Origin of the sequence: Bacteroides thetaiotaomicron VPI-5482, from assembly GCF_000011065.1 — a bacterium.
GTDB classification, from domain to species: Bacteria; Bacteroidota; Bacteroidia; order Bacteroidales; family Bacteroidaceae; genus Bacteroides; species Bacteroides thetaiotaomicron.
Genome location: NC_004663.1, coordinates 1,005,277 through 1,021,159, shown reverse-complemented (window position 1 = coordinate 1,021,159; position 15,883 = coordinate 1,005,277). Strand labels below are relative to the sequence as shown.

The following is a 15,883-nucleotide window of genomic DNA, read 5'->3' as shown; positions in this document are numbered from 1 at the left end:
CTGTTTTTATATGATATTACTTACTTAAAGGATACCCTTTACCGTTTCAAGCATACCTTTCTCCTGAATAGAATCCAGATCAGCCTTTACAGCTGCTGCCAGTCCCGGAATCTTATTCAAATCTTCGCCCCAGATAAACTCTGCTGCCAGTACACCTTCGGTAACCTTCTTCGTGCAACCGGTAGCCCAAAGCTCTTTCAGCAAGTTCATGATTTCAGGAGCATCGTTCGGTACAATTTCAGCCCCGTCTGCACGTACACCACCTTTATAATAAGTGATAATAGCAGCCAATCCGAGTACCAGTCCTTTCGGCAGTTCCCCTTTACGTTCCAGATAAGTCTTCAATCCCGGAAGATCACGAGTTTCATATTTCGGGAATGAGTTAAGCATAATGCTTGTTACCGCATGATCGACGAATGGATTGTTGAAACGTTCCAATACATCCTCTGCAAACTTCTTCAGTTCCTCTTTCGGAAGATTCAATGTCTCCATCAATTCATCAAACATCACTTTATGAATATACTTGCCGATTACCTCATGTTGGCAAGCATCACGCACGATATTCACACCCGACAAGTATGCTACCGGAGAAAGAACCGTGTGAGGACCATTGAGCAAAGTTACTTTGCGTTCGTGATAAGGAGCTTCCGACGGAACAAACAATACATTCAGCCCTGCCTTATCAGCCGGGAATTCTTTTGCCACTTCCTGCGGAGCTTCAATTACCCACAGGTGGAAGATTTCAGCCTGCACAACAAGGTTATCATCGTACTGTATCTTTTCCTTGATAGCAGCAATATCCTTGCGAGGAAATCCCGGAACGATACGGTCTACCAATGTCGCATATACTCCGCAAGCTTCCTCAAACCAAGTCTTGAATTCATTGCCAAGATTCCACAGGTCGATATACTGATAAATCGTTTCTTTCAGCTTGTGGCCATTCAGGAAGATCAGTTCGCAAGGGAAAATGATCAGACCTTTCGTCTTGTCACCGTTGAATGTTTTAAAACGATGATACAGCAATTGAGTCAGCTTGCCCGGATAAGATGAAGCGGGAGCATCTTCCAGTTTGCAAGTCGGATCAAAGGCGATTCCGGCTTCTGTAGTGTTCGAGATAACAAAGCGCATTTCCGGTTGTTCAGCCAGCTTCATAAACTCGTCATTCTGCGTATAAGGATTCAATGCGCGACTGATTACATCAATCATTGTCAAGCTGTTAACCACTTCTCCTTTATCCAATCCTTGAAGGTTGACATGGTACAAATCATCTTGTGCATTCAGCATATCGACCATACCTTTATCAATCGGTTGAACCACTACCACACTGCTGTTGAAGTCAGTCTTCTGGTTCATGTTGTAAATAATCCAATCTACAAATGCACGTAAAAAGTTACCTTCGCCAAATTGGATAATGCGCTCCGGACGTTGTACTTTAGGAGCTGTTTCTTTGTTTAATGCTTTCATGTTAGTTGTAATTTATAAAGTTGATATTATACAAATTCGAAATAAAAATCAATATTTTCCTTTATCATAATGTCGATGGGCATGTACTTTACCGGTTCAACGGATTTCTTGAAAACGACGTGGTCGCAAAGAGCTTTTACGCCACAATATCCCTGCAGCCCCGGGCGTTGTCCGATCAGATAATGCACATCACCGGATTTCAGCAATTCCACGTTTGCTTTCAGAAGGTCATATCCTATCAGCCCCTTCATGCTACGTCCCGCACTACGGAGATATTCGCCCAGCTGATAAACTCTGGAATTGAATACGACACCCAACGTAGCTTTCGGATGCAGCCGGAAAAATTCATCCAATGTCTTTTGATTATTTTCCTGATTAGACTTGTTCAGTACCACTTCATGAATCACCAACTCTTCATACTCTTCGGTGATAAAGCTCATAAATCCTGCCAAACGCCGTTGCATCTGTATTTCTGCCGGACTGTTCTTATTATTGCTCAAGAACAAAACCAGCTCCTGCCCCTCGCCGGCCTGATAGTTGCGCATTAATATTTTGGCGGCAATGTATCCGCTTTTATAAGAGTCCTGTCCGATATAGGTCAGTGCGTTCGCTTCCTCCATATTGAAGTCAATGAATGCATAAGCTATTTTTTTAGCTTGCAGATAGTCTGTCAAAGCCAATGTCTCATTTCTGAAGTTCGGAGCGATCAGTACAGCGTCGACATTGCTTTCTTCAACTCTGCGACACACTTCCAGATAACTTTCCTTGTTCCCCTGATGATAGCAAAGATAATCCACACTCACATTGAAAGGACGCAATTCCTGACGTGCCCGCTCGATGCCTCCCACTACCGAATGCCAGTAGTCGTGCTCTATATAATAAGGTATCAGACAAACGAAAGAATATTTCTTCTTGGCAGCCAGTCCGATAGCAAATACATTAGGCTGGTAGTGAATTTCATCCAATACCTTTTGTACTTTAGCCTTGCTTTGAGGAGATACGTCGCCGCGATTGTGCAGCACTCTGTCAACCGTTCCGGCGGAAACACCCGCCATACGGGCAATGTCTTTGATGGTATAGTTCTGGTCCTCCATAGTGCTAAAACTTAAATATTATAAATAATCGCTGCAAATATACGAATTATTTTGTTACTCCAAGTAAATTTTCTATTTTTGTGTTCGATAACGGTTAATAAAACTAAAACAAAGATTTACACCTATTAGCTTTAAAATCAATACTATATAGGTATAAATGCAGAAAGTAATAATTTTATATACTAAAAACACAGTAACAATGAAGAACTTCATGGATGAAAACTTCTTGCTGCAGACAGAAACTGCACAAAAGTTGTATCACGAGCATGCGGCTAAAATGCCGATTATTGACTACCACTGTCATCTAATCCCCCAAATGGTAGCTGACGACTACAAGTTTAAATCACTGACTGAAATCTGGTTGGGTGGCGACCATTACAAATGGCGTGCAATGCGTACAAATGGCGTAGACGAACGCTATTGTACAGGAAAAGATACCACAGACTGGGAAAAGTTCGAAAAATGGGCTGAAACCGTTCCTTATACCTTCCGCAACCCGTTGTATCATTGGACACACCTGGAATTGAAGACTGCTTTCGGCATCGACAAGATTTTAAGCCCCAAGACTGCACGCGAGATTTACGACGAGTGTAACGAGAAGTTGGCTCAGCCAGAATACTCAGCTCGCGGAATGATGCGTCGTTACCACGTGGAAGTAGTATGTACTACGGACGATCCGATTGATTCTCTGGAATATCATATCCAGACACGCGAAAGCGGTTTTGAAATCAAAATGTTGCCTACCTGGCGCCCGGACAAGGCAATGGCAGTAGAAGTTCCTGCCGACTTCCGCGCTTATGTAGAAAAACTGTCTGCAGTAAGCGGCGTGACAATCTCCAATTTCGACGATATGATTGCGGCTCTCCGCAAACGTCATGACTTCTTCGCCGAACAGGGCTGCCGCTTGTCCGACCACGGTATCGAAGAGTTCTATGCAGAAGATTACACCGACGCAGAAATCAAAGCTATATTTAATAAGGTATATGGCGGAGCTGAATTGACTAAAGAAGAAATTCTGAAATTCAAGTCTGCTATGTTGGTAATCTTCGGAGAAATGGACTGGGAAAAAGGATGGACTCAGCAGTTCCACTACGGTGCTATCCGTAACAACAATACGAAGATGTTCAAATTGTTAGGACCCGATACAGGCTTCGACTCTATCGGCGAATTTACAACAGCCAAGGCAATGTCTAAATTCCTCGACCGCCTGAACGTTAACGGCAAGTTGACCAAGACAATCCTTTATAACCTGAATCCTTGCGCCAATGAAGTGATTGCCACTATGCTGGGCAACTTCCAGGATGGCTCGATAGCCGGCAAGATTCAGTTCGGTTCCGGATGGTGGTTCCTCGACCAGAAAGATGGTATGGAAAAACAAATGAACGCGTTGTCAGTACTTGGACTTTTGAGCCGTTTCGTAGGTATGCTGACAGACTCCCGTTCATTCCTTTCCTATCCACGCCACGAATACTTCCGCCGTACATTATGTAATTTGGTAGGACGTGATGTGGAGAACGGAGAAATTCCGGTATCTGAAATGGATCGCGTAAATCAGATGATCGAAGACATCAGCTACAACAATGCCAAGAACTTCTTCAAATTCTAAAACAAGAATTACTAAATAGTAATACCGCTGTCGGGGCACGATGCTCCACAGCGGTATTTTTTTTTAAAACTAACGTTCCTCTCCTTGTAGTTTCATATACGATTCTATTGTCACTTGTCACCTTTTATAGTTAAAGAGTTAGTAATCAATAAAATAGTGGTGACAATAAGCGGTGATAATAAGGTGATAATAGAATTTATATGAATTCATTTATCACCTTCTATTATCACCCATATTTCCTACTACACTGATTACCAACATTTAAACAGAAACTAACATCTTTTTCTCTTTATCACAGAGAACTGTATTTTCGACCCGAGAATTGTATTTTCACCCCCTTTTTGCCTTCTATAATTCCTATTAATCCATTATTTCTCCCTCCAGTCAACAACAAAATTTTATTTGCTAAAGCATTAAACGATGCTTCTTTGGCCTCCTAAGAGATTTTAGATGGCATGTATAATAGTTAAAGCCGGTATACCTAATACATCAACAAGCCTTGATTAATACATTTTGCAGGATATATGCTCTCGTTTTACGTACGTGAAACATTCAGACTACGCACGTGATCCCATCAGCCCACGTACATGAACCGATGGGATCACGTACCTGAAACTTGTTCTTATTGCTTTCAAAAGACATTAACTTAGCATACAAAAGGGATTAATCAACGAAGCATAGACTATTAAACCAGGCAGGTCTGATTAAATCGGCAAGCATCTTTCGGGCTAAGGAGCAACAAGTCCCGAAGAGTAGGCTCAAATTGAGTTGAAGAGTAGTCCTCACAAGATTTACAACTGATCCCTTACAAGGCAGTTCATATAAACAAAAAAAGAAGTAACTAAGTTACTTCTTCATTCTTTGTACACCCTCAGGGATTCGAACCCTGGACCCACTGATTAAGAGTCAGTTGCTCTACCAACTGAGCTAAGAGTGCAACATTTTTTTATATTGCAACTTTGGATTTGTACACCCTCAGGGATTCGAACCCTGGACCCACTGATTAAGAGTCAGTTGCTCTACCAACTGAGCTAAGAGTGCTTATTTCCTCGTTTGCGGTTGCAAAAGTAGGTCTTTTATTTCATTTGACCAAACAATAATGCAGCTTTTTTACTATCTTTTTTTCGTTATTATTCGAACACATAAAGCTCAGAAGGCGTATTTCGCTTTAAAGCAAGTAGTTGCACATCTTTACCTACAATTACACCTTTGTTCTTTAATTTCCATTCTACCGTTTTATATGCCAGCTCCGGATGATTATTGTCTTTGCTCAGATGACACAACCAGATATAACGCAGGTGCTCGGTGATATTTTCTGCCAGGAATTCAGCAGTAGCAGAATTGCTCATGTGTCCGGTCCTGCTCATGATCCGTTCCTTCAGATATTGGGGATAAGGTCCCATTTTAAGCATTTCTTCGTCATAGTTCGCTTCCAGAATCAGATAGTTTGCCTTGCTGATATAATCTGCCGCCGTCGGAGTGATTTCCCCTAAGTCGGTTAAGAAAGAAAAGACTTTGCCGTCTATTTCTATACAATATCCTACATTATCCGTCCCGTCATGAGGAACTTCAAAAGATTCGATACGGAAATCTTCGAGCATCATAGGCACTTGCTTTTCAAGATAACGAACCGATGTGCTGAGCTTTTCCGTCATACAATAACTACGATTAATCCCCTCATGAATACGAGCCGTGGTGTAAACAGGTATATTCATCTTTTCCCCCAAATGCCCTACAGCCTTGATGTGATCCGCATGATCGTGCGTTACAAATACGGCACGTATACTTTCCATCAGAATATTGAAATCTTTCAGTGTTTTCTTGATGGTACGGATGCCGATACCGGCATCTATCAGTATTCCATAGGTATCAGTACCCAGATAATAGCAGTTCCCACTGCTGCCACTCGCCAGGCTTATAAATCTTACTTTCATGTTTTATCTTTCTTTATTAAAATGCAAAATGCCGTCAACTTTTACAGCAAAGTGACGGCAAATATACATAAAAAAGAAGATAATTACCGAGAAGATTTCTTCTTTTTGTCGATGGATTCGGTGATTTTTGCGAATAATAGCAAAGCTATAGCGGCAATCAGCCCGATAGCAGCGAAATAATACCAGATATAATGCGCATTCGCACTGGCGGCCTCCCATGCCGCACGAGTTTCAAACAAGGCAGGGTCCGGACAATATTTTGTCAACAGAATACCAGCCAGCCCGAAACCGAATATAGAAGAAAGGAATGAGTGCAGATGACTGAATCCTAAATACATACCTTCCTCTCCCTTAGGAGCCTGCAGAGAGAAATACTCCAGATACCGCGGCGAAATGAAACATTCGGCAAGCGCCTGTACAACAATACCAGCCACCATCATCAGAGTAATATTGCTCATTCCTGAGATAATATCATTTCCCAATATGTTTCCACAAGCCATCAGCAATGCAGAAACAGGAATTAGGAACATACCCACATTCATCGAAGTAATCGCACTGCGCTTTGCCATCAAACGAGTGATAAAGCTGACACAACATACCACCACAAAAGGATTAACGTTCGCGATCCATCCCGGTTTGGCCGTTTCGCCTGCGAGACGGATGACGTACTTAGGCATAGTGGCATAAAGTTGCTGTTGTACCATCCAGAAGCCTGTTACGATTAAAATGAGAATCAATAAACGCCAGTTAGTCATAATCCGCATAAAGCCCTGCCCTATCTCACGCAGACTTTTTCCTTCACCTGCCGTATGAGTCGATTTATATAGCAGGATCACTGCCAGCAAGGCAATCACCGTCATCGCCCCGGAGAAATAGTTAATGTAAATATAAGCTTGTTCGCCGATCACATTTCTCAAAGGGTCGATAATTGTCTTACCCGTAAAAGCACCGACATTGACCATCATATAAAAAATAGAATAACCACGGGCGCGGGTCGCTTCCGTTGTCTCCTTAGCCACAGATGCGGAAATAATAGACTTGATAAAAGAACCTCCTATCATAAGGATAAACAGGATAGGAACGATAATCCACCGGGAAGAACTGTCCGGCAAACCATTAAACCGGGTAGTCGCACCGTAACTCACCAACCCTGCCGCTTCGAGCAATGTAGGGAATACGCCCAGCCCCAAATAACCGATAGATAATAAAGAAAAGGCAATAATCATCGACTTCCGGAAACCTATCTTATCTGCATAAGCACCCGAAAATATAGGAAGCAGATATAATCCTCCGGAGAAAAGGCCGGAAATCATACTTGCTTCGAAATCATTAAAACCTAAAATACTGGATAAATAAATAGTGAGAACGATAAAAACAGCATAATATGCCATACGTTCAAACAGTTCGACTGTGTTACTCACCCAAAAGGCTCTTGTAAAACCTTTGGCGGCACGCTGAGGGGAATTGTTCATGTAATCTCTGTTTTTTTATTAAAATGTTAATTCAGCGCAAATATACGTTTTTTTAGCTTACAGTCCGTATCTTTGTCCTAAATTACGTATTCTAAATATATCATAATGACTATAGCTGTTGATTTTGACGGAACGATTGTAGAGCATCGTTATCCACGTATTGGTGAAGAAATTCCATTTGCAGTTGAAACGCTGAAATTGTTACAACAAGAAAAGCACCGTTTAATCTTGTGGAGTGTACGCGAGGGAGAACTTCTGGACGAAGCCATAGAATGGTGCAGAGCCAGAGGACTGGAGTTTTATGCAGCCAATAAAGACTATCCGGAAGAAGAAAGAGATCATCAGGGCTTTTCCCGAAAACTGAAAGCCGATCTGTTTATAGACGACCGGAATGTCGGCGGTATTCCCGACTGGGGAATTATCTATGAAATGATAAAAGAGAAAAAGACATTTGCCGATATATACAGCCAGCAAAGAGAAGAAAATACCAGTCAGAAGAAAAAAAGAAAATGGTTGCCGTTTTAATCTCCGACGCGAAAGATCAGACTTACATCCATTAATAAAAATGCATAATGCACTCCGGGCACATCGCTTCAGAGTGCATTATGCATTTTCTGAGGAGATCTGAAACTTACATTACTCCTTTTGACCTTCCCACTTTTCTCTATATTCCCACAGTTGCTCAATGGTAGGATGAAAAGTCGGATTTTCCCAGTTTTTGGAAATCATCGAAATTAAAGACTCCAGATAAAGTTTACCATCAATGATTGAAGTACACGCATTAACCTGATACTTTTCTGTCGGGTAATTCTTTGTTTCAAGCATCTTTTTCGCCCAGCCCAACAGCTCCTGGACCGATTCTTCATCATAAGTATGTTGTGCCATATTTTTATATTTTCCTACAAAGATAAAGATAAAAACGAGAATATGCAGACCCGGACAAGCACTTTTAGTATTTCACCTTATATAATATAGATTTCCCGAGAGTGAAAAGATGCCTTTCATGCTTTCCTGGCATTAATCAAAAGCAAAGTTGTCATTCACTTTTATTAGTGTTAATTTCTTTATTCCATATTTTTATTGTATGTTTGTGAGCATATAGCTTCTTGCAGCAATCAAGAAGTTGTATAAATTAATCAATAGCAAACAAATCAGAGCATCATACATAGACAAAAACAAAGGACAAATGAACCCAAGTGAAACAGAACCTACCCAAAATGTAATGTCATCTTCAGCACCAGAAACATTCCCTTTAATAAAAGATCAACTTCTATTTGCAGAAAGTATCTACGCTTGTCTGCCAATGAGTATTGAGATCTATGATACAAATGGTATCTTGCGCAGTATCAATGAACATGCATTGCAGATGTATGGAGTCACTGATAAAACGACTGTAGTTAATATCGTCAATCTTTTTAATAGTCCTTATGTGGACGAAACTCTCAAAAATCGCATTCAGAGAGGCGAAGATATTGTTCTGGAATTCGAATACGACTTTGACCGGATAAAAGACAACGCATACTTCTCTACCCAAAATAAGAACACGATCATTTATGAAGCAAAGGTCGTTCCCCTGCGAAGCAAGGAGGGAGAAATCATCGGGCATATATTGCTTTCCAACGATGTGACTGCCATAAAAGAAGCTGAATTCCGTACGGATGAAAGCAAAAAGAATCTGGAAATGGCAATGGAAGCGGCCTCTATGTCGTCTTGGGTATATGACGTGTATAAAAAAACATTCAATCCATTACATGGAGATCCTATAGCTAAAAAAAACACGACATTAGATCAGATTCTAAATATACTGCATCCACAAGATCATGAACCTTTAATACAACTTTTATCACAACTGACCAACAAAGAAATTCTGCAAGGAAACATCACCTTACGTTTCTATAATGAAGAAGAAAAGCAATACCGCTATTATGAAAGCATGATGCGGTTATCTTTCGAACATTTTGGGAAATTGCTGATTATAGGAACCCAACTGGATATAACGGAAAGGATGCAAATGGTAAAGAAGACGCAGGAATTAATCGCCAAGCGTGAACTGGCCATGAAAGTCAGCAATATCATTCATTGGGATTTCGATGTACGGACTCAAGAGTTCGAAGCCTATAATGACCCGATCAATGATTATGCCAGTGATAAACTGGTGAGCATCCAACGATACATGGATGTTATTCATCCTGAAGACCGTTCTTCATCCTATGATGCCATACAGTCTATGCTATCAGGCAAGGAACTCACCATTAACTTCACTTGCCGTATGCAAACGAAGTATGATGAATCCTGGCAATATTGTAATATCATAGGCGTTCCATTCGAGAAAGACGAATATGGCAACAACGTACGATATACCGGTTTCAGGCAAAATATCTCCAAGCTTCATCAGCTGAATGAAGAACTTGAAGAAAGAAACTACAAAATGCAGCTCACCTTCAAAACTGTAGGCATGTCTTACTGGGATTTTGAAGTAAAAAGCAAACAATTCAAAGCATTTAATGACCCCGTGAATGACTTCCATTCTGAAAATGTAATCACACCTGAAGACTATCTGCATGTCACCCATCCGGAAGACATCGAGCTGGTCCGCAACCATATTAATTATATGATTGGAGGAACAACTAAGGATCTCAACTTCAAATTCCGATCCAAAACTAAATGGGACAAAGAATGGCAGACTCTCATTGTTACCGGCATACCAGTGGAAAGAGACAAGAAAGGCAATGTAATTCGCTACACCGGTATTAAAGTCAACAATACGAAATGGGAGAAAATGGCACAGCAACTAAAGGAACTGAAAGACAAAGCCGAACTTTCCGACCGTCTGAAATCGGCTTTCCTTGCCAATATGAGTCACGAAATACGTACGCCTCTGAACGCCATCGTCGGCTTCTCCGAACTGATGGTATATTCTGAAGATCCGGCAGAAAAAGAAGAATACATGAGCATCATCCAATCCAATAATGAGTTGTTATTGCGATTGATTAATGATATCCTCGACCTTTCCAAGATTGAATCGGGAATTCTTGAACGCAAAAGAGAAACATTCAATTTAGCCAAAGTATGCAACGAGCTTTATACCATGATCCAGCCAAAGATAACCAATCCGGATGTTGAGTTTCAAATGGACAATTCCGGTCCGGACTGTTGGATTTTCCTGGATAGAAGCCGGCTCAAGCAAGTATGGATGAACTATCTTACAAACGCTGTCAAATGCACCAAATCCGGATATATAAAAATGGGATACAGCATCGAAAGAGAAGGAATCCGGATCTATGTGGAAGATTCCGGAGTCGGTATCCCGGAAGAATTACAGGAACGAGTGTTTGGACGTTTCCAGAAGCTCAATGAGTTTGCCCAGGGCACCGGACTCGGACTGGCTATCTCAAGAGCTATCATTGAAGGAGCCGGAGGAGAAGTCGGATTTACTTCCACTCCCGGTATTGGATCGACTTTCTGGGCATGGATTCCTTGTGAAATCAGCACTCAGAAGGAACATACCCCAACTATTTCACTGCCATTGCAACACCAGCTTTCTTTGAACGAAATCGACAAGAAGGAACTGAAGATATTAATTGCCGAAGATAATGAAAGTAACTATTCGTTAGTGCAACATATTCTCAAAAGCTACCATCTAACCCATGTTCAAAATGGAGCGGAAGCAGTAAATAAAGTACGTGAGGAAGAGTTCGATCTTGTTCTCATGGATATGAAAATGCCTGTCATGGGAGGACTGGAAGCAACCCGCAAAATCCGTGAGTTTAATAATAGGATACCTATTATTGCACTTACAGCCAATGCTTTTGATGCTGACAGAATCAGCGCTCTTGACGCAGGATGCAATGAATTTCTTGCCAAACCATTGAAGAAAAGTCAGTTGCTTGAACTCTTCTCAAAGAAATGGTAAGTTATATGTTAACATACAATTATAAAGTTTATCTAAGTACTCTGATAGTATTGACCGTTTATAAATTCATAAATTAAGTTGTTCGGTTCTTTTTATTGCCCGGATTCAACTTATTATTTATACCTTTACGAACTATAAACTTAATTAGATAAACTATTAAAAGTAACGATCATGAAAAAAGTTATCATTCTGGCATGTTCCTGCTTTCTTCTGGCAGCATGCGGAAACAGTGCGAAAACAAACAATAGTACAAGTGCGGACAGTACAGCAACCCAAGTGGCTGATATACATAATGCCGAAACATCGCTTGATTATGAAGGGACCTATAAAGGTGTCTTTCCTGCTGCCGACTGTCCGGGCATTGAAACAACTCTGACATTAAATCCTGACAAGACGTTTACTCTTCACTCTGTATACATCGACCGGGACAGTTCATTTGATGAAAAAGGAACTTATACACTGGAAGGTAATATCCTGACTTTAAAAGAAGAAGGTGGAGAAATATCTTATTATAAAGTAGAAGAAAACAAAGTTCGTCTGTTAAACGATGACAAACAAGAAATAACGGGAGCACTTGCCGAACATTATATTCTAAACAAAGAATAGACAAGAAAATCCTGTCCTTATCAAAAGATACCGGAAACAAAGCGGCTGATCAGTCATTTTATTTCCGGTATCTTTTTTTGTTTCTATGTTTTATCGTTTTCAGAGAACAATTTCAATATTTTTTATGTTTATATAAATAAAAAGCAAACTTATAAAAAGAACGACTTATGATTTATAATTTCTTATTCCCCACAAAGCCAAATACAACAAAAGTATCCTTGTTTTTATTGGCAGTCCGCATCATTTTCGGAATATTATTAATGAACCACGGTATACAGAAATGGAGCAATTTCCAGGAGTTATCCACGGCTTTTCCTGATCCGATCGGGCTGGGCAGTTCCATATCCCTCGGTTTGGCGATCTTTGGTGAGTTGGTATGTTCAATGGGCTTCATCTTCGGCTTTCTGTACCGCTTGGCAATGATCCCGATGATTTTTACGATGATAGTTGCCTTTTTTGTCATCCATGCTAATGACGTATTTGCAGTAAAAGAATTGGCATTCATCTACTTAGTAGTATTTGTATTAATGTACATTGCCGGACCCGGTAAATTTTCCATAGATCATTTCATTGGAAACAAGTTGGCACACAACAAACGTAAATGATATAAAAACAAGAAATAATAACCTTGATTAATTTAAAAATGTTATATTTGCATCTATTAAAAAGAGAATTTATCAACATTTTATTAATCAAAAAGTAAAGTAAACATGAAAAAAAGCAAACTGACATTAGTAGCGGTTGTACTTAGTGGTAGCTTATTATTCAGCTCCTGTGTTGGATCATTTGGCTTATTCAACCGTTTAAGTTCCTGGAATCAAGGAGTCGGAAACAAATTTGTAAATGAGCTTGTATTTTTAGCTTTCAACATTGTTCCGGTTTATGGCGTAGCATACCTTGCTGATGCCTTAGTAATCAACTCTATCGAATTCTGGAGTGGTTCCAACCCGATGGCTAATGTGGGCGACGTGAAGAAGGTAAAAGGAGAAAACGGTAACTATATGGTTAAAACACTTGAAAATGGCTATTCAATTACGAAGGAAGGCGAAACAGCTTCTATGGATTTGATCTACAACAAAGAAGCTAATACCTGGAATGTAGTTGCAAACGGCGAAAGCTCTGAGTTGCTAAAGATGAATAACGACGGTACTGCTGATCTGTTCTTACCAAACGGCGAAAAAATGAACGTTACATTGGACGCTCAAGGTATGATGGCTGCCCGTCAGGCTACTATGAGCAACCTGATGTTTGCCGCTCGTTAAAAGCATATACCATAAACAAAAAGGAGATGAAACCGTACAACCAGTTTCATCTCCTTTTTTATTAGCAATGATTGATCAGAAAGGATATCCTACCGCAAAATGGAAAGCAAAATCACGACTGAACTTAGGATGGATAATCGGATAACGATCTTTCCCCTTTTCATAAACAGGATTAAGCGCCTTCATACCTCCGTCAAAACGAAGAATGAAGAAATCCAGATCCAGACGAAGCCCTAATCCGTACGCTACCGCTATTTGCTTATAGAATTTATCGAATTTAAAGACTCCTCCCGGCTGATTGTCATAATCACGAATGGTCCATATATTACCGGCGTCCACAAAGATGGCTCCCTGAAACTTCCAGAATAATTTGCTTCGATATTCAATGCTGGCATCCAGCTTGATATCACCGGACTGATCCAGTAAATTGGTATTTTCATCCCTCACAAAAGAGCCCGGCCCCAAGTCACGTACCGTCCACCCGCGAACACTGTTGGCACCACCGGAAAAGTATTGTTTCTCAAACGGGATAGTCTTCGCATTCCCGTAAGGAACAGCAATGCCCATACCTATATGAAACGCAAACGAGTTACGATGATCTATCCTTATATTCTTAGAAAAGTCAAATTCTCCTTTCACATATTGTGCATATGGAATGCCCAGAATAGCATATTCCCCATCATTATTCTTACGGATATTCGTTGCTTTGGATAAAGCATACATGATATTTCCCGCTGATTCGAAATTAAAACGGATGGAATATGAATTGGAAGCAATTGTATTATTAATGATGGCACCACCAATACTATTGTAATGATAGCTATATCCCATATTAATAATCAAACGGTCCTGATAATTATACTGAAGAATATGGCTCTGCCCTTTGTTAATAAAATCATCCTTAAACCTCTCCGAAATTCTCGGCAAATAAAGGAAACCGATATTAATCAAATCGATACAATGTTGTATTTTCTGGCGTTGAGTCCACTTATAGCTCCATGAAGCCGATGCCATGGTACGTAGAAATTCGGGACGCATCTGATAATTATACTGTAATCCGAACTCTGTAGTGGCCCTAATCTTCCGTTTATAGTCCGAAGAGAGAAAAGGAAACAGGAAATTAGGAAAGTTGATACTTGTCTCCACCCCGTATTCCGTATAATTATTGTTAGAATAGCCTGCCTGAAGTCCGGAAATCACTTCATAAGCACCACGAAACTTGATCATAAAAGTCTCCGAACCGCGAAAGAGATTCCTGTTTTGAAAAGAGACGGAAGCTGCTGCTCCCAAATCACCGGCTGAATTGGTTCCTTCCAATTCAAAAGCTACCGACTTGTGTTTACTCTTGGTCAACATCACATAGCAGTCAAGCTTCGCCGTATCCCCTACCTGATTTTCAAGAAAACGGATATTGGTATATTTCAAGGCGGACAGACGTCCGAAATTGGAATAAGTCTGCTGCACATCCTGTTCATCGAACAAATCCCCCGGAGCAAAGCGAAGATTATCAGTAAGCATCTTCGGGCGTAAATAGAGTTTATCTTTATAATAAATAGGGTACCCTTTAAAATGAAGAGAATCATTGATATCCATACTGTTCAGCGCAGAAGATTGCAGGACATCATAATCCGTAATAAAGTTAATCTTATTTATCCAATATTGTTGGTGTGCTTTCACCGAATCGCTCACATGCGCTCTGTAGGCGTGCAAATGCAAGGTCAAGTCTACCTGATAAGTACCCCGAACCGTATCTGCCGTATAACCGACATAATCCTTATTGAACTTATAATAACCATTCCGAAGCAACTTGTCAGTAATTCGCTGACGCTCGGCATCCAGCACGTTCACATCAAATATCATTCCTTCTTTCAGCAGACTTTTGGCGGAATCCTGCTTCAGAAAATCAGCAATCTTAGGATCACGAATATCATATTTTAATGAATTGACAATATAAGGATCGCCGGCTGTCACCTCATAATACAGCTTGATCTTTTTCTTCTTTATTTTAGTCGAACGCTTCACTGTGGCCGCCATATAGCCCATATTGCGCATTGCCTTTGTAATTTCATCTTGCGAGCGCTGCGCTTCAGTCTCACTATAGATTACAGGAGCATCCCCGATTCTTCTCAGGAACTTATTTCCCCATTTAGTAGAGTCTCGTCCTGAAAGGTTGTAAACATAAAGCTGTGTTTTGATTAAACTGAACCATTTGGCATTAGGGTTCTGTCGCACATACATTCGTAAGGAAGAAGGACGGACATTTTTCTGATCTGTATGAATCTTGACTTCATCCAGCAGATAAGAGCCATCCGGCACATACTTAGTGGCAGTGCACGAAGCGAGCGACAGAATGATAACGGCAAAAGTAAATAAGTAAAGAAATCCTTTCCTCATACAGTATCTCTATAAAAGCGGAAGCAAATATATAGGGACAAAGATAGAGCATATTTTTCGTTCGGGGAAATTATCAAAACAATAATTAATGCGACAAAAGTTCTTTTCACCACGAATTATAGAAATTTGCAAGGTATG

General features: G+C 40.5%; 12 protein-coding genes and 2 tRNA genes. 6 read left to right on the top strand and 8 right to left on the bottom strand.

The features are described from left to right. Positions 1–24: 24 nt before the first annotated feature. Both BT_RS04135 and BT_RS04130 read right to left on the bottom strand, forming a co-directional pair. Entirely contained in the window at positions 25–1,464 is a 1,440-nt protein-coding gene (locus tag BT_RS04135; protein WP_008761512.1) for a tagaturonate reductase, read from the bottom strand. Between the two features lie 26 nt (positions 1,465–1,490). Continuing rightward, a complete protein-coding gene (locus tag BT_RS04130; protein WP_008761511.1) occupies positions 1,491–2,558 on the bottom strand; it encodes a LacI family DNA-binding transcriptional regulator in 1,068 nt (355 codons plus the stop codon). A 199-nt stretch (positions 2,559–2,757) separates the two neighbouring features. Here BT_RS04130 and uxaC point away from each other — a divergent pair, with 199 nt between their 5' ends. Then, positions 2,758–4,164 (top strand): glucuronate isomerase, encoded by a 1,407-nt coding sequence (gene uxaC / locus BT_RS04125; RefSeq protein ID WP_008765680.1) that lies wholly within the window; start codon positions 2,758–2,760, stop codon positions 4,162–4,164. Positions 4,165–5,028: 864 nt separating this feature from the next. On the opposite strand, the gene BT_RS04120 is transcribed toward uxaC, so the two are convergent. From BT_RS04120 to BT_RS04105, 4 genes are all read right to left on the bottom strand, one after another. Then, positions 5,029–5,101 (bottom strand) — tRNA-Lys (locus BT_RS04120). 31 nt (positions 5,102–5,132) lie between these two features. Further along, positions 5,133–5,205, bottom strand: a tRNA-Lys gene (locus tag BT_RS04115). Positions 5,206–5,294: 89 nt separating this feature from the next. Further along, on the bottom strand, positions 5,295–6,098 hold the full coding sequence (locus tag BT_RS04110) for an MBL fold metallo-hydrolase (RefSeq protein WP_008761509.1): 804 nt from the start codon (positions 6,096–6,098) through the stop codon (positions 5,295–5,297). Between the two features lie 83 nt (positions 6,099–6,181). Next, on the bottom strand, positions 6,182–7,570 hold the full coding sequence (locus BT_RS04105; protein WP_011107468.1) for a peptide MFS transporter: 1,389 nt from the start codon (positions 7,568–7,570) through the stop codon (positions 6,182–6,184). A 105-nt stretch (positions 7,571–7,675) separates the two neighbouring features. Here BT_RS04105 and BT_RS04100 point away from each other — a divergent pair, with 105 nt between their 5' ends. Continuing rightward, positions 7,676–8,095, top strand: coding sequence for a BT0820 family HAD-type phosphatase (locus BT_RS04100; protein WP_008761508.1), 420 nt, complete (start codon positions 7,676–7,678; stop codon positions 8,093–8,095). Positions 8,096–8,206: 111 nt separating this feature from the next. Here BT_RS04100 and BT_RS04095 read toward each other — a convergent pair whose 3' ends face one another. Then, positions 8,207–8,455, bottom strand: a complete 249-nt coding sequence (locus BT_RS04095) for a DUF6965 family protein (protein WP_011107467.1) — start codon at positions 8,453–8,455, stop codon at positions 8,207–8,209. A gap of 301 nt (positions 8,456–8,756) precedes the next feature. Here BT_RS04095 and BT_RS04090 point away from each other — a divergent pair, with 301 nt between their 5' ends. From BT_RS04090 to BT_RS04075, 4 genes are all read left to right on the top strand, one after another. After that, positions 8,757–11,483 carry a hybrid sensor histidine kinase/response regulator gene (locus BT_RS04090; RefSeq protein WP_011107466.1) on the top strand — a complete coding sequence of 909 codons (2,727 nt, stop codon included), beginning with the start codon at positions 8,757–8,759 and terminating at the stop codon, positions 11,481–11,483. 171 nt (positions 11,484–11,654) lie between these two features. Beyond that, on the top strand, positions 11,655–12,089 hold the full coding sequence (locus tag BT_RS04085; RefSeq protein ID WP_011107465.1) for a copper resistance protein NlpE: 435 nt from the start codon (positions 11,655–11,657) through the stop codon (positions 12,087–12,089). Positions 12,090–12,256: 167 nt separating this feature from the next. Then, complete coding sequence (locus BT_RS04080; protein ID WP_011107464.1) at positions 12,257–12,694, top strand: DoxX family protein; 438 nt, start codon at positions 12,257–12,259, stop codon at positions 12,692–12,694. Between the two features lie 105 nt (positions 12,695–12,799). Continuing rightward, positions 12,800–13,351, top strand: a complete 552-nt coding sequence (locus BT_RS04075; RefSeq protein WP_008765673.1) for a DUF3332 domain-containing protein — start codon at positions 12,800–12,802, stop codon at positions 13,349–13,351. Between the two features lie 75 nt (positions 13,352–13,426). Here BT_RS04075 and BT_RS04070 read toward each other — a convergent pair whose 3' ends face one another. Beyond that, complete coding sequence (locus BT_RS04070; protein ID WP_011107463.1) at positions 13,427–15,745, bottom strand: BamA/TamA family outer membrane protein; 2,319 nt, start codon at positions 15,743–15,745, stop codon at positions 13,427–13,429. Positions 15,746–15,883: the final 138 nt, after the last annotated feature.

Bases quoted from the DNA above. Each gene is read 5' to 3' on its own strand.
- BT_RS04070 (WP_011107463.1), bottom strand. From the start codon at position 15,745: ATGAGGAAAGGATTTCTTTACTTATTTACTTTTGCCGTTATCATTCTG.
- BT_RS04135 (WP_008761512.1), bottom strand. From the start codon at position 1,464: ATGAAAGCATTAAACAAAGAAACAGCTCCTAAAGTACAACGTCCGGAG.
- BT_RS04095 (WP_011107467.1), bottom strand. From the start codon at position 8,455: ATGGCACAACATACTTATGATGAAGAATCGGTCCAGGAGCTGTTGGGC.
- BT_RS04080 (WP_011107464.1), top strand. From the start codon at position 12,257: ATGATTTATAATTTCTTATTCCCCACAAAGCCAAATACAACAAAAGTA.
- BT_RS04085 (WP_011107465.1), top strand. From the start codon at position 11,655: ATGAAAAAAGTTATCATTCTGGCATGTTCCTGCTTTCTTCTGGCAGCA.
- BT_RS04105 (WP_011107468.1), bottom strand. From the start codon at position 7,570: ATGAACAATTCCCCTCAGCGTGCCGCCAAAGGTTTTACAAGAGCCTTT.
- BT_RS04110 (WP_008761509.1), bottom strand. From the start codon at position 6,098: ATGAAAGTAAGATTTATAAGCCTGGCGAGTGGCAGCAGTGGGAACTGC.
- BT_RS04130 (WP_008761511.1), bottom strand. From the start codon at position 2,558: ATGGAGGACCAGAACTATACCATCAAAGACATTGCCCGTATGGCGGGT.
- BT_RS04090 (WP_011107466.1), top strand. From the start codon at position 8,757: ATGAACCCAAGTGAAACAGAACCTACCCAAAATGTAATGTCATCTTCA.
- BT_RS04075 (WP_008765673.1), top strand. From the start codon at position 12,800: ATGAAAAAAAGCAAACTGACATTAGTAGCGGTTGTACTTAGTGGTAGC.
- BT_RS04100 (WP_008761508.1), top strand. From the start codon at position 7,676: ATGACTATAGCTGTTGATTTTGACGGAACGATTGTAGAGCATCGTTAT.
- uxaC (WP_008765680.1), top strand. From the start codon at position 2,758: ATGAAGAACTTCATGGATGAAAACTTCTTGCTGCAGACAGAAACTGCA.